The 16,934-nt window shown below is 64.1% G+C and carries 16 protein-coding genes; 8 read left to right on the forward strand and 8 right to left on the reverse strand.

Annotated features, from left to right (window positions below):
- Window positions 1–9 precede the first annotated feature (9 nt).
- The 3 genes from RX327_RS00990 to RX327_RS01000 are packed head-to-tail and all read right to left on the reverse strand — an operon-like array spanning window position 10 to window position 2,886.
- The gene (locus tag RX327_RS00990) at window positions 10–591 is read right to left on the reverse strand and encodes a Smr/MutS family protein (protein ID WP_317249194.1); all 582 of its coding nucleotides are present in this window, start codon (window positions 589–591) and stop codon (window positions 10–12) included.
- Window positions 588–2,204, reverse strand: a complete 1,617-nt coding sequence (locus RX327_RS00995) for a murein transglycosylase A (RefSeq protein ID WP_317249195.1) — start codon at window positions 2,202–2,204, stop codon at window positions 588–590. The genes RX327_RS00990 and RX327_RS00995 overlap by 4 nt, the downstream gene beginning before the upstream one ends.
- Complete coding sequence (locus RX327_RS01000; RefSeq protein WP_317249196.1) at window positions 2,182–2,886, reverse strand: Tim44/TimA family putative adaptor protein; 705 nt, start codon at window positions 2,884–2,886, stop codon at window positions 2,182–2,184. The genes RX327_RS00995 and RX327_RS01000 overlap by 23 nt, the downstream gene beginning before the upstream one ends.
- A gap of 412 nt (window positions 2,887–3,298) precedes the next feature.
- Between RX327_RS01000 and secB the strand changes: the two genes are divergently transcribed.
- Window positions 3,299–3,787 (forward strand): protein-export chaperone SecB, encoded by a 489-nt coding sequence (gene secB / locus RX327_RS01005; RefSeq protein ID WP_317249197.1) that lies wholly within the window; start codon window positions 3,299–3,301, stop codon window positions 3,785–3,787.
- A gap of 145 nt (window positions 3,788–3,932) precedes the next feature.
- Here secB and dnaQ read toward each other — a convergent pair whose 3' ends face one another.
- The 4 genes from dnaQ to RX327_RS01025 are packed head-to-tail and all read right to left on the reverse strand — an operon-like array spanning window position 3,933 to window position 6,792.
- The gene (gene dnaQ / locus RX327_RS01010) at window positions 3,933–4,658 is read right to left on the reverse strand and encodes a DNA polymerase III subunit epsilon (protein WP_317249198.1); all 726 of its coding nucleotides are present in this window, start codon (window positions 4,656–4,658) and stop codon (window positions 3,933–3,935) included.
- Window positions 4,659–4,688: 30 nt separating this feature from the next.
- Complete coding sequence (gene coaE, locus RX327_RS01015) at window positions 4,689–5,288, reverse strand: dephospho-CoA kinase (RefSeq protein WP_317249199.1); 600 nt, start codon at window positions 5,286–5,288, stop codon at window positions 4,689–4,691.
- Window positions 5,289–5,336: 48 nt separating this feature from the next.
- Entirely contained in the window at window positions 5,337–5,945 is a 609-nt protein-coding gene (locus RX327_RS01020; RefSeq protein WP_317249200.1) for a Maf family protein, read from the reverse strand.
- 10 nt (window positions 5,946–5,955) lie between these two features.
- A complete protein-coding gene (locus tag RX327_RS01025; protein WP_317249201.1) occupies window positions 5,956–6,792 on the reverse strand; it encodes a pyruvate, water dikinase regulatory protein in 837 nt (278 codons plus the stop codon).
- Window positions 6,793–7,265: 473 nt separating this feature from the next.
- On the opposite strand from RX327_RS01025, the gene hemJ reads away from it, so the two are divergent.
- The 7 genes from hemJ to RX327_RS01060 all read left to right on the forward strand — a co-directional run bounded on the left by hemJ (window position 7,266) and on the right by RX327_RS01060 (window position 15,665).
- A complete protein-coding gene (gene hemJ / locus RX327_RS01030; protein ID WP_317251428.1) occupies window positions 7,266–7,688 on the forward strand; it encodes a protoporphyrinogen oxidase HemJ in 423 nt (140 codons plus the stop codon).
- 252 nt (window positions 7,689–7,940) lie between these two features.
- Window positions 7,941–9,206 carry a transcription termination factor Rho gene (gene rho / locus RX327_RS01035; protein WP_239628649.1) on the forward strand — a complete coding sequence of 422 codons (1,266 nt, stop codon included), beginning with the start codon at window positions 7,941–7,943 and terminating at the stop codon, window positions 9,204–9,206.
- Between the two features lie 299 nt (window positions 9,207–9,505).
- The gene (gene mnmE, locus RX327_RS01040; RefSeq protein WP_317249202.1) at window positions 9,506–10,831 is read left to right on the forward strand and encodes a tRNA uridine-5-carboxymethylaminomethyl(34) synthesis GTPase MnmE; all 1,326 of its coding nucleotides are present in this window, start codon (window positions 9,506–9,508) and stop codon (window positions 10,829–10,831) included.
- A 232-nt stretch (window positions 10,832–11,063) separates the two neighbouring features.
- Window positions 11,064–12,947, forward strand: a complete 1,884-nt coding sequence (gene mnmG, locus RX327_RS01045; protein WP_317249203.1) for a tRNA uridine-5-carboxymethylaminomethyl(34) synthesis enzyme MnmG — start codon at window positions 11,064–11,066, stop codon at window positions 12,945–12,947.
- Between the two features lie 134 nt (window positions 12,948–13,081).
- Window positions 13,082–13,747 carry a 16S rRNA (guanine(527)-N(7))-methyltransferase RsmG gene (gene rsmG, locus RX327_RS01050; RefSeq protein WP_317249204.1) on the forward strand — a complete coding sequence of 222 codons (666 nt, stop codon included), beginning with the start codon at window positions 13,082–13,084 and terminating at the stop codon, window positions 13,745–13,747.
- 31 nt (window positions 13,748–13,778) lie between these two features.
- Window positions 13,779–14,630 (forward strand): ParA family protein, encoded by an 852-nt coding sequence (locus RX327_RS01055; RefSeq protein WP_317249205.1) that lies wholly within the window; start codon window positions 13,779–13,781, stop codon window positions 14,628–14,630.
- A 144-nt stretch (window positions 14,631–14,774) separates the two neighbouring features.
- Window positions 14,775–15,665, forward strand: coding sequence for a ParB/RepB/Spo0J family partition protein (locus RX327_RS01060; protein WP_317249206.1), 891 nt, complete (start codon window positions 14,775–14,777; stop codon window positions 15,663–15,665).
- Between the two features lie 155 nt (window positions 15,666–15,820).
- Here the strand turns inward: RX327_RS01060 and holA are convergent, their stop codons facing one another.
- Window positions 15,821–16,849 carry a DNA polymerase III subunit delta gene (holA, locus tag RX327_RS01065; protein WP_317249207.1) on the reverse strand — a complete coding sequence of 343 codons (1,029 nt, stop codon included), beginning with the start codon at window positions 16,847–16,849 and terminating at the stop codon, window positions 15,821–15,823.
- Window positions 16,850–16,934 lie beyond the last annotated feature (85 nt).

A 16,934-nucleotide genomic window follows, 5' to 3' on the forward strand; every position in this document is an offset into this window, starting at 1 on the left:
TGAGCACGCTCAGCGCGCGCGCCGGACCCGCACATACAGCGCGCCCTCGCCGCCGTGGCCGATATGCGCGGTCTCGAAGCCGACGACGAAGGTGCGGAATTCCGGCAGGCTGAGCCATTCCGGCACCTGACGGCGGAGCACGCCGCTTTCGCCGCCGCTGCGGCCCTTGCCGGTGATGACGAGCACGAAGGTCAGGCCATCCTGATGGGCGCGGTGCAGGAAACCGGTCAGCGCGCGATGGGCGCGCGTCTGGGTCATGCCGTGCAGATCGAGCCGCGCCTCGATCTCGCTGCGGCCGCGCGAGAGTTTTGTACGTTCGCGACGGCCGATCGGCGCCAGCGGCGGCACGTGCGGGCGTTGCGCCGGCGCAGCCTTGACCGCTGTCGCCGGCTTGACCGGGATGGGTTTGGCAATCGCGTGATGGGTGGCCGGATCGGAGGCGACGGCGCGTGCCTTCGCGGCGACCGGCCGCTTGCGCAGTGGCTTGACTTGCTTTGCCACGCTTTCCCAGAGCGCACGCTCCTCTTCGCTCAGCGCGCGCTTGCGCCGCAACGGAGCGGACAGATCGGGGATCGGCGCGGGTCGTTTCATTGCTCGCGGTGATGGCGATAGCGCCGGAAGCGCCGCTTCTCCGGTTGCGGAATATCGGGCCGGGCGACCGGCAGCGGCACCGGTTCTGCCACAGGTGCGGCCTGCGCGACAGGGGTTGTTGCTGCCGGCGCTGCGGGCGCGACATCCTTCGCGGCCGGGTTCCTGGCGGCGCTATTGCCAGAGTCTTTCGCCGCGCTTTTGGCGATGCCGGCGGTCGGCACATCCGCGGCCTTCGCCGCCGGCTTGTCCTTCGGCGGCTCGGTCTGCGGAAACAGCTTTGCGATCTTGGCCGAGGGCCGCTCATCCGGAACCGGCAGCTTGTGGCCGCGCGCGACGGGGTCGAGACCCCTCGGCACCAGCATGACGAACTGCATATTGTGCCGCAGCCGGCCCGAGACCTTTCCGGCTTCCGCGCCGGCGCCGAAAAACAGATCGGCGCGTGCGGGGCCGATGATGGCCGAACCGGTGTCCTGCGCGATCATCAGCCGGTGAAACGGCGTCTTGGCGCGTTCGGATTCGATCGGCAGCTCGCCCTCGATGAAGAACGGCGTGCCGTAGACATGCAGCGATTTGTCGACTGCGATCGAGCGGCCGGCGGTCAGCGGAATGCCTTGCGCGCCCACCGCCTCGTCCTTGTCGGAGAGGTTGACCTCGCGGAAGAAGATGTAGGCACGGTTCGCGCGGCGCAGCTCCTTGGCGCCGTCGGGGTTCTGCGCCATCCACTCCCTGATCTTCTGCATCGACATCTCCTCTTTCGGGATGATGCCGCGCTCGATCAGGATGCGGCCGACGGCCGTGTAGGGATAACCATTATGCGCATCGTAATTGATGCGCAGCGTGGTGCCGTCCTCGAGCTTGATGCGCGCCGAGCCCTGGATCTGCGCGAACAGGAGATCGGTCTGGCTCTTCAGCCAGCAGATCTCGAGCCCGCGGCCGGCGATCGCGCCGTCCTCGATCTGGCCGCGGTCGTAATAGGGCACGAGCTTGCGCCGGCCGATCTTGCGATACACCGCACCGCCATTGGGCAGGCCGACCGAATTCTGCGTCTTGCCGCGCACGAACAGGTTGGACGGACGTCGATAGACCGGCACGTTATAGACGTCGGTCTGGGTCCGCGATCCATCGAGCACCGGCTCGTAGTAACCGGTGACGAAGCCGGCGTCCTCGCCGAGCCGCGAGATGCGCAGTGGCACGAAATTCTGCTCGAAGAAGTCCTTCGCCCTGACGCCGTCGCTCAGCGCGAGTCCCTTGGCGATCCGGCAGGGATCGCGCAGCGAGCTCCCGAGCGCTTTCGAATCGGCAGGCGCACCCTGCTGGGCCGCGATCGGCTTGCAGCTGGTGCGGAACGCCTTGTAGGCTGCCAGATGATCGTCGTCGCGCCAGCCGGCGACGTTGGGCCAGGCGAGCGGCTCGTACTGGCTGCCGCTGACTTGCAGCGGCATTTCCAGATTGGGATAGGGGATCGGGTGGCTATGCTCGTGTCGCGGCGGAGGGTGCCGGCTTGATCTGTAGCGCGCAGCGATCGCTGCGGTGGAGCACAGCACCGCGAGCGCGCAGCACGCGACCGCGAGCCGCCCGTAGCTGAGATGCTTAGTGAGCGCTTCCAGTGCCAACCAGCTTCCAATTCGGATCGCGGGAAGTCGAGTCGCGGGCGAATGTCCAGATATCGGTGATGTCGGCGACCGTGTCGGCGCTGCCGTCGACGATGTTGCCGGCCTTGTCGCGGGTGGCCGAGATCATCTGCGAAACGAAGCGCACAGTGAGCTGGGCGGTGCGGTCGCGCATCTCGGCGCCGACGAGCTCGGCCTTGTCGATCGAGACGAAGCGCGTCTCCGTCTTCTGCTCGTTCTTCTCGCGTTCCTTGATCGCGGCATCGAAACTGTCATAGACGTCCGACGACAACAGGTCGCGCAGCGCACGGCGGTCGCCATTGGCGAAGGCCAGCACGATCATCTCGTAGGCGCCGCGGGCGCCCGAGATGAAATGGCGCGGGTCGAACGTGGAATCCTGGACGGCCACCGCGTCGAGACCCTGCGCCAGCGCCGTGCCGGGCTCGGCGATGCCCTTCCAGCGTTCCGTGGGCTCGACCGGCTCGGCGGGCGCCGCCGAGGCCGGCTGGTCGATCACCGATCCAGGGATCGGAACGACGTTGTTGTCCTGACCGCGCTGCACGACGTTGGGCGCGGCGCGATCATAAGGCGGCCGCTCGCTTCCCGTGCGCTGTCCGAGAACGCTGCGCAGGCGCAGGAAGATAAACACGGCCAGCGCCAGGAAGATGATGGTGTAGATATCCACGTCGAATTCGCTTTCTGGTCTCTGCCGGCAACGGGCCGGCCGTCAAAGCGTTCCCGGTCGGGAACAGCAGAGATTACATCACCGATAGAGTCCGCAGATGTAGGCACGAAACTATGCCCGGCCAATGGCGCTTTTTGGCACGGGCAAGTGTAGCGCGTTTTGACCCCCGGGGGAAACCGTTCCTTTTCAGGAAATCGCGCATCTTCAATAATTTAGGAAGCTGTTAAGAGATTGGGCAGGCTCGCGCGCGCTGCCCTTTGCCGGGAGAACTTGCCGCCGGCCCGCCCTTTCGTCGTCCTTGTGGACCGAGCCGGGCCTATGATAGCCACTCGCCCGGCATCGGCATTCTCAACACCTTAACGCGTGCCGTCGGACATTCTGTCCATCGAGCGCTGCTCCAGGAGACATTTTCATGACCAATGGCAACGGCGCCCCCGTCGAACAACCCGCTCCCCAGCTCAACGTACTGGCGCAGTACACCAAGGACCTGTCGTTCGAGAACCCGAATGCGCCAGCCTCGCTCGGCCAGCAGCAACAGCAGCCGGCGATCAACATCCAGATCAACGTCTCCGCCAACAACCTGTCGGAGAACGAGTACGAGGTGATCCTCTCGGTCGAGGGCAAGGCCGAGACCGCAGGCAAGGTGATGTTCTCGTTCGAGCTCGCCTATGCCGGCGTGTTCCGGATCGTCAACGTGCCCAAGGAGAACCTGCATCCGCTGGTCATGATCGAGTGCCCGCGCCTGTTGTTCCCGTTTGCCCGCGAGATCATCGCGACCGCGGTACGCGACGGCGGGTTCCCGCCCCTGATGCTGGATCCGGTCGACTTCGTCGGTCTGTATCGCCAGAACATGGAGCGGCAGGCGGCCGCCCAGGCTGCTCCCGGCGTCAAGCCGAGCTGATTTGAGTCAGAGAATACCGAAGCCTAACCCGTTATCCTGAGGTGGCCGCAACGCGGCCGTCTCGAAGGATCAACGGCCCGACGGTGGCCGCGCATCTTTCGAGGCTCGCCCCATCAAGATGATGGGGATAGAGTCCAATAGGGGCTCAAGCCGCCGGTGCTGCCGCAGGCGCTGGCGGCGGCAGGTAATCGTTCCAGATCGGCTTGTCGCCGAGCGTGGCAATGAAGGCCCTGTGGGCCTCCCGATCGGCGTCACTGACCCGCGCGAGTAGCGGGGTCTCGCGCTGCCGCCGCGGCGTATCACCACTATGGCCGCCCGCACGCGCATCCGACGTGTCCGAAGCCAGCAGCAGCTGCGACTGTCGCGCCCCGACCAGATCGACATAGACTTCGGCCAGCAGCTCGGCGTCCAGCAGCGCGCCGTGCTTGGTGCGGCGTGAATTGTCGATCGCATAGCGCGAGCAGAGATCGTCGAGCCGGTTCGACACGCCGGGATGCTTGCGGCGCGCCAGCAGCAGCGTGTCCACCAGCCGCTCGCGCGGGATCGCGGCGCGCTTGATGCGGTCAAGCTCGGCATTGATGAAGCCGATGTCGAACGAGGCGTTGTGGATCACCAGCGGGGCGTCGCCGATGAACTCCAGAAACTCGTCGACCACTTCAGTGAACAGCGGCTTGGAGGCCAGGAATTCGGACGACAATCCGTGCACCGCGAACGCTTCCGCCGGCATGTCCCGTTCAGGGTTGATGTAGACGTGAAAAGTCTGCCCCGTCGGCATGCGGTTGAGGATCTCGACGCAGCCGATTTCGACGAGTCGGTCGCCGCGGAGCGGATCGAGGCCGGTCGTTTCGGTGTCGAGGACGATTTCGCGCATGTCGTGAAAGAATCCGAAATGGCGGGCGAATCAGGCTCGCCGCTGCGGCATCTTAACGACCTCGGCCAGAATGTGCGCGATTTGCGCCCGCACCGGCTCAAGTCCGTGTGACGTATCCACCACGAAATCGGCGCGCCGGCGCTTTTCGGCATCCGGCGTCTGCTTGGCGATGATGGCGTCGAGCTTGGCTTCGTCCATGGTGCCGCGCGCCAGCACCCGCTGGCGCTGGAGTTCGGGCGACGTGGTGACGACAACGACGGCATCGACACGCTTCTCGCCGCCGGTTTCGAACAGCAACGGCACGTCGACAACGACGATCGGGCTACCTGCGGCTTCCGCATCGGCGAAGAATCTCTGCCGGGAGGCGCCCAGCATCGGATGAACGATCTGCTCGAGCTGCTTGATCGCGGCAGGATCGTGCACGACGCGCGCCGACAGTTTTGTGCGGTCGACCTTGCCGTTGACGGTGGTGCCGGGGAACGCAGCCTCGATCGCGGGAGCCGCTTCGCCTTCATAGAGCTGATGCACGGCGGCATCCGCATCGTAGACGGGCACACCGGCCTCCGCGAACAGTTTCGCGGTGGTGGATTTGCCCATCCCGATCGAGCCGGTCAGTCCGAGGATCCGCATCGCATCAACATCGGTTCAGCATCTCTCCCGTCGCCACGCCTCCGCGCCTCACACCACGAGCAGCTTCTCGCGGCGCAGGAACGCAAGCAGCGGCAGCAGCGGCAGGCCGAGAATGGTGAAATGATCGCCCTCGATCCGCTCGAACAGATGGATGCCGAGGCCTTCGAGCTGATAGGCGCCGACGCTGGTCGTGACGGCGTCGCCGGCGGCGTCGAGATAGCTCTCGATCTCGCCGGCGGCGAGCCGCCGCATCGTCATGCGGGCCACGCTCACATCACTGAACAGGACCTTTCCATCGCGCGCGACCGAGACGGCGGAATGCAGCTCATGGGTCCGTCCGGCGAGCAGGCCGAGCTGCTCGGCGGCCTGCGTGCGGCCGGCGGGCTTGCTGAACATCCGTTGCCCCAGCGCCAGCGTCTGGTCGGCGCCGACGACGTATTGACCGGGCCTCTGCCTGGAGACGAACAACGCCTTCTCGCGCGCCAGGAGCGATGCGATCTCGCCCGGCGCCGAAAGGCCGGAATTCTTCTGCACCGCGCGTTCGTCGATGTCAGCCGGCAGCGCCTCGAAATTGAGGCCGGCATTTTCAAGCAGCATCTTTCGCGCGCGGCTCTGCGACGCGAGGATCAGCTTCTGTGGGCCACACCAGATGCTCATGACGTGAGAATCATTCCGACGGCCGAGAACGCTGGCGGTCGTTGAAGAGTTTCATCACCGCGGCCGCGGTCTCCTCGATCGAACGCCGTGTGACGTCGAGCAGCGCCCAGTTGAATTTCGCGCTGAGGCGCCGGGCAAAGGCGACCTCGTCGGCTACCGACTGCTTGTCGATGTAAGTGTCATTGTCGCGGTCGCCCATGGTGAGCAGGCGATTCTGCCGGATCTGGATCAGGCGTTCCGGCGTCGCATGCAGGCTGACGACCAGCGGCTTCTTCAGGGTCTCGAGCTGATGCGGCACCGGAATGCCTGGAACCAGCGGCACGTTGGCGGTGCGGATGCCGCGATTGGCGAGATAGATCGAGGTCGGCGTCTTCGACGTCCGGGACACGCCGACCAGGACCACGTCGGCCTCGTCGAGACCTTCGACGTGCTGACCATCGTCATGAATCATCGTGTAGTTCAACGCGTCGATGCGCTTGAAATATTCCGCGTTGAGGACGTGCTGCGCGCCGACGCGTCCGGTGGTCGCAGCGCCGAGATAGGCTTCGAACAGCTGCATCACCGGGCCGATGATCGACAGGCTCGGAACATTGATCTGCTTGCACTTGTCCTCGAGCCTGGCGACCAGATCCTTTTCGAGCAACGTGAACAGCACGATTCCCGGCGCCTCCTCGATCTCATCGAGCACGCGGTCCAACTGCTTTTGGCTGCGCACCAGCGGATAGACGTGCTCGACCGGCGTCACGTTGGCGTATTGGGCCGCGACCGCGCGCGCCACGGTGATGAGCGTCTCACCCGTGGAGTCCGAGACCAGATGCAGATGGAAATAGTTGGAGGTCGTCGGCACCAGAGCCCCTGTCTATCCTGTGAATCCCTGTGGAGGTCGAGGAGAAGAATCAGGGTCCAGGGCCAGGCCCCTGTATATCTCGCCCCCTTCTTCACAGCACGTCGCAAAAGGATAAGTCGACGTCATGGCGAAGATGATAGTGAAGCAATGTGGATTTGTCTCTTCATAAGCTGGCCACAGAGGCGCGCAACCAATTGAGTCCTGCGACAGATTCCGGATATCCGCCGCTGCCGACCAGAATGTTGAGAGATGTGAACAAGCGCGCAGCAACCGCTGGACCGCCTTGCATGAGTCAAATTCACTGCCATTAAGACTCAAACCTTAGATTCTAAAATTAATTAGGTTTAGGAGAGCTGTGTGTGCGGATATGTATCCGTCCCTCGCCGGCAAAGCCTTGCGCGCAACGCTGAGTCCTCCCGAACTGTTCCCCGAAAGGCATCACTGCGATGTTCGACTGGATCAACGCCCTGCCGATCTATGCCTGGGTCAAGGCCCTGCACATCGTCGCCGTCATCTCCTGGATGGCCGGCATGCTCTATCTGCCGCGGCTGTTCGTTTATCATTGCGAGGCGGAGATCGGCTCGAAGCAGTCGGAAACGTTCAAGGTCATGGAACGCCGGTTGCTCAAGGCGATCATCAACCCGGCCATGATCGTGACCTGGCTGGCCGGTCTTTTCCTGGTCTGGGCCGGACACTGGTACCTATCCGGCTGGTTTCACGTCAAATTTGCGCTGGTGCTCGCCATGTCGGGTATCCACGGCTTTTTTTCCCGTTGGGTGAAGGATTTCGCCGCCGACCGGAATCAGCGAACACAGAAATTCTATCGTATTATCAATGAGGTGCCGACGGTTCTGATGATCCTGATCGTGATCATGGTGGTGGTGAAGCCGTTCTAGACATCACGATGTTCAAGACGCATGCTTCAGTCCTTCTTGCGAAGGACGAATCGATTTTCTATATAGGATTTATCCCACCCCACGCAGGCGGATGTGGTCGCGTTCCGGTTCTTTTCGGACCGGCGCCGCATCAGGTTTGAAAGCCCAAACGGCACTTTCCTGGCTGAGACCTGCGGACCTTCCTTTGGCGTCCGCTTTTTCCAAAGCCACCTCGCACCCCTTCCCTACTTACTACCCCACAGGACCACCCCAATGCGGGAAATTAAACTCCAGGACCTCAAGTCGAAAACCCCGGCCGAGCTCGTCTCGTTCGCGGAAGAGAACGGGGTCGAGAACGCAAGCACCATGCGCAAGCAGGAGCTGCTGTTCGCCATCCTCAAGCAGCTCTCGCTCGCCGAGACCGACATCGTCGGCGAAGGCGTCGTCGAAGTGCTCTCCGACGGCTTCGGCTTTCTCCGCTCGCCCGATGCGAATTATCTGCCGGGCCCCGACGACATCTACGTGTCGCCCTCGCAGATCCGCCGTTTTGGCCTGCGTACCGGCGACACCATCGAAGGCCATATCCGCAGTCCGAAGGAGGGCGAGCGCTATTTCGCGCTGCTGAAGGTCAACACGCTCAATTTCGAGGACCCGGAAAAGTCCAAGCACAAGGTCAATTTCGACAACCTCACGCCGCTGTTTCCGAATCAGCGCTTCCGCATGGAAATCGACGATCCCACGCGAAAGGACCTGTCTGCACGCGTGATCGACATCGTCGCGCCGATCGGCAAGGGCCAGCGCGCATTGATCGTCGCGCCGCCGCGCACCGGTAAGACCGTGCTGATGCAGAACATCGCGCATTCGATCACGCACAATCATCCCGAATGCTATCTGATCGTGCTGCTGATCGACGAGCGTCCGGAAGAAGTCACGGACATGCAGCGCTCGGTCAAGGGCGAGGTCGTCTCCTCGACCTTCGACGAGCCGGCGGTGCGTCACGTCCAGGTCGCCGAGATGGTGATCGAGAAGGCCAAGCGCCTGGTCGAGCACGGCCGCGACGTCGTGATCCTGCTCGATTCGATCACCCGCCTTGGCCGCGCCTACAACACCGTGGTGCCGTCATCCGGCAAGGTGCTGACCGGCGGTGTCGATGCCAACGCGCTCCAGCGCCCGAAGCGGTTCTTCGGCGCCGCCCGCAACATCGAGGAGGGCGGCTCGCTGACCATCATTGCGACCGCGCTGGTCGATACCGGCAGCCGCATGGACGAAGTCATCTTCGAAGAGTTCAAGGGCACCGGTAACTCGGAACTGATCCTGGACCGCAAGGTGTCGGACAAGCGCACCTTCCCGGCGATCGACATCTCGCGCTCCGGCACCCGCAAGGAGGAGCTCATCACCGATCCGCAGGTGCTCAAGAAGATGTACGTGCTCCGCCGCATCCTCAATCCGATGGGCACGATGGACGCGATCGACTTCCTGCTCGACAAGCTCCGCTCGACCAAGAGCAACTCGGAGTTCTTCGAGTCGATGAATACCTGAGGCCACGGCCGAAAAGAACAGGGCGCTCCGCAAAAATGGGGCGCCTTTTTTCATGCTGCGGATTTGCTGCAGCGACGTGCAGCATAAAAGGAGCGGCCCACCGCACTGGCGTTTTCATTTAACTATCTGAATTTATTTATATTTATATCGTAGCCTTGTGATCTAGCTGACGACACCGCAGCAAATTGATGCGCGGCTGCTGCGGTGAAGTCAGACGATGCTGCATCGCAGCATTTTGCGGTATGGGGCGCGCAATCGGAGCGGCATTGCCTTTCCCGATTTGCTGGAAGAAATAGGCGATGCATCCGCGTGACCAGACCATCTTCGCGTTATCCTCGGGGCGTCCACCGAGTGCGATTGCCATCGTCAGGCTGTCTGGCCCAATGGCCGAGTCGGTCATTGCAGGACTGGCGGGCAAAACACCGGTGCCGCGGCTGGCAACCCGCGCGCTGCTCCACGATTCGAACCATCAGCCGATCGACGATGCGGTGGTGCTCTGGTTTCCAGGACCGGCCAGCGCGACCGGCGAGGATGTCGCCGAGTTTCACGTCCATGGCGGACGCGCGGTGCTGTCGGCGATGTTCGATGCGATCGCGGCATTCGACAACGTGCGGCCGGCTGAGCCTGGAGAGTTCACGCGGCGCGCGTTCGAGAACGGCAAGCTCGACCTCACCGAGGCCGAGGGTCTCGACGATCTCATCCACGCCGACACCGACCGGCAACGGCGCCAGGCGCTGCGCCAGTTGCAAGGTCTCCTCGGTGATCACGCGCGCGACTGGCGCGAACGCATCATCGAGGCATCCGCGCTGATCGAGGCGGGCATCGATTTTTCCGACGAAGGCGACGTGCCGGCCGAGCTGATCGCACCGGCGCTCGATAAGATCCGGGCGCTGCATGAGGAGATCAAGCAAGTCCTTGCAGGGCAGGGGCAAAGCGAGCGTCTGCGTGACGGCCTGGTGGTTGCGATCGCAGGCGAGCCGAACGTCGGCAAGTCGACCTTGATCAACCAGCTCGCGCGGCGCGAGGTCGCGATCGTCTCGCCTCATGCCGGCACCACGCGCGACGTGATCGAGGTGCAGCTCGATCTCGACGGCTACCCCGTCACTGTCATCGACACCGCCGGCATTCGCGAGACCGATGATCCCGTGGAGCAGGAGGGCGTGCGTCGCGCCCGCGCCCGCGCCGCCGAGGCCGACCTGGTGCTGTGGCTGGCCGACAGCGGCAATGCAAAGACGGGACATGGCGGCACGACGCCGACCTGGCTGGTGCGGAACAAGATCGACCTTGTCAGGACCACGGCGGGTGAGGGCGGCAGTTACCCTGAATTCAGGATCTCGGCTGCTCGCGGCGACGGGTTGTCAGAGCTCATCGCGGCGTTGGTCGGGTTCGCTCAGGACTATTTTGGAACCAGCGAAGGCGGCTTGATCAGTCGGATGCGGCAGCGCGGTTTGCTGCAGGAGACCATCGAATCTCTCCAGCGCAGCATCGACGTGGTCGGGCAGGGCGAAGAACTGGCGGCGGAGGAACTCCGCCGGGCCGCCTACTCACTCGGTCGCCTGCTCGGCCGGGTGGACGTTGAAGACATCCTCGATGTCATCTTCCGCGAATTCTGCGTCGGGAAGTAGCAGGCGCCCATCTGTTTCACGTGAAACATGGTTTCGATCCGGTTAAGGAACCCTCGCCCTGTTTCACGTGAAACAATTGCCGGTCAGAAGGCGCACTGTTTCACGTGAAACAGCTCCGTCTATCATTGCGAGCGACGCGAAGCAGTCCATATTTGCCTCGGGTTTCGGTCTCAAAGCGGCAATCCCAACTTCGTTCTTCCGGCTTTCATGACTCCACGATAGAAGTCCCGCCATGATTTCCAGGGCAGACTCATTTGACGTCATCGTGATTGGCGGCGGCCACGCCGGCTGTGAGGCCGCGGCTGCTGCTGCGCGGATGGGTGCGGCGACCGCCCTGGTGACGCACCATTTCTCGACTGTCGGCGCGATGTCCTGCAATCCGGCCATCGGTGGTCTCGGCAAGGGCCATCTGGTCCGCGAAATCGATGCTCTCGATGGTCTGATGGGTCGCGTCGGCGACGCCGGTGGCATCCAGTTTCGTGTTCTCAATCGGCGGAAGGGGCCAGCCGTCCGTGGTCCCCGCGCCCAGGCGGACCGGAAGCTCTATGCCGCGGCGATGCAGGCGGCGATCACCGAGACCGCGAACCTCAGCGTCATCGAAGGCGAGGCGGATGAACTGGGCGTCGTCGATGGTCGCGTGACCGGCATTTGCCTGGGCGATGGCCGTCAGCTGTCGGCGGGGGCGGTTGTCATTACGACCGGCACCTTCCTGCGTGGCCTGATTCATCTCGGCGAGAGGAACTGGCCGGCGGGCCGGGCCGGCGAGGCGCCCGCCATGGGCCTGTCTGCCTCGTTCGAGCGGGCAGGGTTTGTGCTCGGGCGGCTCAAGACCGGGACACCGCCGCGCCTCGACGGCACGACGATCGACTGGTCCGCTGTCGAGATGCAGCCCGGGGACGAGCCGCCGGAGCCGTTCTCGGTCCTGACCGAGCGGATCACAACTCCTCAGATCCAGTGCGGGATCACCCGGACCACCGCCGCGACCCACGAGGTGATCCGGGCCAATGTCCATCGCTCTCCGATGTACTCCGGCCAGATCAAGAGCTCCGGTCCGCGCTATTGCCCCTCGATCGAGGACAAGATCGTCCGCTTCGGCGACCGTGACGGCCATCAGATCTTTCTGGAGCCGGAAGGGCTGGATGATACGACTGTCTATCCCAACGGCATCTCGACCTCGCTGCCGGAGGAGGTCCAGCTTGCGATCCTCGCCAGCATTCCGGGCCTGGAGCGGGTGAAGATGGTGCGGCCGGGCTATGCCATCGAATACGACCACATCGATCCCCGCGAGCTCGATCCGACCCTGCAGACCAAGCGCCTGCGCGGGCTGTTCCTGGCCGGACAGATCAACGGCACCACCGGATATGAAGAGGCCGCCGGGCAGGGTGTTGTCGCCGGACTCAATGCCGCGCTCGCTGCCGGCGGTGCCGATCCGATCGTGTTCGACCGCGCCGACGGCTATCTCGGCGTGATGATCGACGATCTCGTGACCCGTGGGATCACCGAGCCGTATCGCATGTTCACCTCGCGCGCTGAATACCGGCTGACGTTGCGGGCCGACAACGCCGACCAGCGCCTGACCGACAAGGGCATTGCGCTCGGATGCGTCGGAACGGCGCGCGCCGAGCGCCATCGGACCAAGATGGCGGCGCTGGAGGCGGCCAAGCGGCTGGCGAAGTCGCTCGCGATCACACCGAATGAAGCCGCTAAGCACGGACTCGCGCTTAATCGCGACGGCAATCGCCGGTCGGCCTTCGAGCTGCTGGCTTACCCCGAGCTCGAATGGCCCGCAGTCCAAGCGATCTGGCCGGAGTTGTCGGCCATTGACCCCGCGATCGCGGTGCATCTCGAGATCGATGCCAAATACGATGTCTATCTGAAGCGTCAGGCCGCCGATGTTGACGCTTTCCGGCGTGACGAGGGTCTGGTTCTGACCGACATCGACTATGCCGATGTCCCCGGTCTTTCGAACGAAGCGCGCGCCAAGTTGCAGAAGGCGCAGCCGCGGACGGTCGGGCAGGCGGGTCGGATTGACGGCATGACGCCGGCGGCGCTGGGTATTCTGGCGGCCTATCTCCGGCGTGAGGCGCGAGGGAAGACTGCGAAGGCCTCTGCCTAACGTTTCACGTGAAACGGGAGGCGGTCCATCATTGCGAGGAGCGGAAGCGACGAAGCAATCCATCGCTTCCTCAGGTGGCACTATGGATTGCTTCGCTTCGCTCGCAGTGACGAGCTCGATCGGCATTCCAGAGAATGGCTTCAATTTCGCAATCCGCCGAACTCAGCATCTCCACCAAGGACAAGGCCGCGGCGCTCGCGCTAACGCCTGTTTCACGTGAAACAGAGGCGCGGCTCGACCGCTACGTCGCCCTCCTCCTGGCGTGGCAGGCCAAGACCAATCTCGTCGCGCCATCGACGCTGCCGACCCTCTGGACCCGCCACGTCTCCGATTCGCTGCAGCTCCTGAGTCTGGTGCCGACGGCGAAGTCGTGGGTTGATCTCGGCAGCGGCGGCGGCTTCCCCGGTGTCGTGCTGGCCTGCGCGCTGGCCGAGACCCCGGGCGCGTCGATTCATTTGGTTGAGCGAATCGCCAAGAAGGCGGCATTCTTGCGCGAGGCGATACGGGTGACGGCGTCCCCGGGGACGGTGCATCTCACTGAGATCGGGGATAATGTGGATAGAATCACCGGCCCCGTCGATTGCGTCACCGCACGCGCACTGGCTCCGCTACATCAACTCATCGGCTTTGCGGAGCCGCTGATGCGCCAAGGCGCAAAGGCGCTATTTCCGAAGGGTCAAGATATAGATGCTGAATTGACCGAAGCCGCTAAATATTGGAATATTCAGCCAAAGCTACACGCCAGCCGGACCGGCGGACAGGGCTGGATCGTCGAACTCGGGTCAATCGAGCGGCGCTAGGGGACTCCGCGAGAGCAAATGGTATTTTGGTATGACTGTGATGGACGAGGTTTATCAAGAGGATAAGGCGTCCCAGCCGCATGGCCACCCGCGCATCCTGGCGCTGGCGAACCAGAAGGGCGGTGTGGGGAAGACAACCACAGCGATCAACCTCGGCACAGCGCTCGCGGCGATCGGCGAGCGTGTCCTGATCGTCGATCTCGATCCGCAGGGCAACGCCTCGACCGGCCTCGGCATCGATCGCCGCAACCGCTCCTGCTCGACCTACGACGTGCTGATCGGCGAAGCCGCGTTGCGCGAGGCGGTGGTCTCGACCGCGGTGCCGCGGCTGCACATCGCGCCCTCGACCATGGACCTCTCCGGCCTCGAGCTCGAGCTCGGCACCACGCCCGGCCGCGCCTTCAAGCTGCGCGACGCCATCGCCGCGCTCAACAACAACGTCTCGCCGGACGCCGACTACACCTATGTGCTGATCGACTGCCCGCCCTCGCTGAACCTGCTCACGGTGAACGCGATGGCGGCCTCCGACGCGATCCTGGTGCCGCTGCAATGCGAGTTCTTCGCGCTCGAGGGTCTGTCGCAATTGCTGCAGACGGTGGAGCAGGTGCGCTCGACGCTCAATCCGAACCTGTCGATCCACGGCATCGTTCTGACCATGTTCGACTCGCGCAACAACCTCTCGAACCAGGTCGTCGCCGACGTCCGCCAGTTCATGGGCGAGAAGGTCTACAAGACCATGATCCCGCGCAACGTGCGCATCTCCGAAGCGCCGTCCTACGGCAAGCCGGTGCTGGTCTACGATCTCAAATGCGTCGGCAGCGAAGCCTACCTGCGGCTCGCCACCGAAGTGATCCAGCGCGAGCGCGAGCTGCGCACGCATTGATGTTGCGTAGGATGGGTAGAGCGAAGCGAAACCCATCACTCTCATTGCGAGCCGCGATGGGTTTCGCTTCGCTCTACCCATCCTACGTTTCTTCTGAAATTCAAGTCCGGAGTACTGCGTGTGAATCCAAGGGAGCTCGCAACAATGGCCGATGAAGCGCGTTCGCGACTGGGGCGCGGGCTGGCAAGCCTGATCGGAGATGTCGGCGGCGAGGCGGCCGCGCATGTCGAGCGGCCGCGCAACCAGCGCAAGGTGCCGATCGAATTCATCAAGCCCAACCCGCGCAATCCGCGCCGCACCTTCTCGGAGACCGAGCTCAAGGAGCTCTCCGACTCCATCAGGCAGCACGGCGTGATCCAGCCGATCGTGGTGCGTCCGGTGAAGGGCGCGCAGGATCGCTACGAGATCATCGCGGGCGAGCGGCGCTGGCGCGCCTCGCAGCTCGCCGGCCTGCATGACGTGCCGATCGTTCCGGTCGATATCAGCGACAGCGACGCGCTGGAGTTCGCGATCATCGAGAACGTGCAGCGCGAAGACCTCAATCCGATGGAAGAGGCGCAGGGCTATCACGCGCTCGCCAACGAGTTCAAACGCAGCCAGGACGACATCGCGAAGGTCGTCGGCAAGAGCCGCAGCCACGTCGCCAACATGATGCGGCTGACGAAGCTGCCGGCAGAGGTGCAGGCCTACATCGCGACCGGCGAATTGACGGCGGGCCACGCCCGCGCGCTGATCGGCGTGCCGGATCCGCTCGCCGCCGCCAAGCGCATCGTCGAGGAGGGGCTCAACGTCCGTCAGGCCGAGGCTCTGGCGCACGAGGAAGGCGTGCCCGAGCGAAAGCCGCAGAAGGCGCGCAGCGGCAGCGCGGCCAAGGTCGACAAGGATGCCGACACGCTCGCGCTGGAGAAACGCGTCAGCGATGCGCTAGGCCTTGCCGTCACCGTCAGCCATCGCGATCCCGGCGGCACCGTCCAGATCAGCTACCGCAATCTCGAGCAGCTCGACGAGGTGGTGCGGCGGCTGGAGGGCGGTTAGAACTTCCGGCATCTCTCCACGTCATTGCGAGCGAAGCGAAGCAATCCATTTCTCCGCTCCTGTGGAGCGATGGATTGCTTCGTCGCTTCAGCGCAAAATTGCTTTGCAATTTTGTCGCGGGCTCTTCGCAATGACGGCTGTACGACCATTGCGTCTCACCCCCGCCGCTTCGCATTCGCCGCGATCGAGAGCAGCGCGCGCTGCGCGATCACGGCGGCGAGCGAGGCCTGCTTGCGCATGTCGAGCGCTGCGGTGGCGAGCTGGTCGATCACGTTCACCAGCCGCGGCGGCGTGAAGTTGCGCAGCGCGATCTCGACCGCGGGCTTTCGCGAAAAATGCAGGCGCGGAAAGCCGCCGTCGAGCACGGCGGAGGCCGGCGTGCCGTCGGCGATGGCGAGCGCGGATTTGTGCAGCCACGCAGCCTGCCGCTGCGCGGCGGAGATGATCACGCCGGGATAGGTGCCGGCGATCATGGCTTTCGTGAACTCGCTCTCGACCAGCGCGGCATTGCCGGCAAAGGCGCCGTCGACGATCGGATCGAGCTTCAGCTCCGACGCATCGGCGACCACGGCCATGACGTCATCCAGCGTGACCTCGCCCTTGCCGTGGGCGTAGAGGGTCAGCTTGCGCAGCTCGTTGCGCGAGGCCTGGCGGTCACCGCCGAGAAGCGACATCAGCACGGCGCGCGCATCTTGTGCGAGCCGCAGGTTCGATACGCGCAGCTCGTCCTCCATCAGCCTGGCCAGATCGCGCTCAGTGTCGGGATAGCAGCCGATCGCCACGGCCGTCTTGGCGCGCTCGCAAGTCTTGCGCAGCGGCGATTCCGGGCGAAGCTCGCCGGCCTCGATCACGATGCGGCAATCCCTCACGTTCATCTCGGCCAGCGTCTCGATGCCGCTGGCGAAGCTGCGCGAGCCGGCGCGAACGCGGATGGCGCGGCGGCCGCCGAACAGCGGCACCGTCATGGCCTCGTCGACGAGGCGCGAGGGCTCGGCGGAGAGCTCGTCGCCGTCGAGCTTGACCAGCGAGAACGGATCGTTGGGATCGTCGACGCTGGATGCGATCAGCGCATCGGCGCGCTCGCGCACGAGGCCGGCATCGGGACCGTAGAGCAGGATGATCGGACGGCCCGCATCAGGGCGGGCGAGGAAAGCGTCGATCTCTTTTCCGCGCAGCGCGACCATGTTGCCTGATACTCGTCATTCCGGGGCGCCTCGTCAGTGGCGAACCCGGAATCTGTAAATGATGGATCGAGATTCCGGGTTCGCG

Source organism: Bradyrhizobium sp. BEA-2-5 (assembly GCF_032918025.1).
GTDB lineage: Bacteria > Pseudomonadota > Alphaproteobacteria > Rhizobiales > Xanthobacteraceae > Bradyrhizobium > Bradyrhizobium pachyrhizi.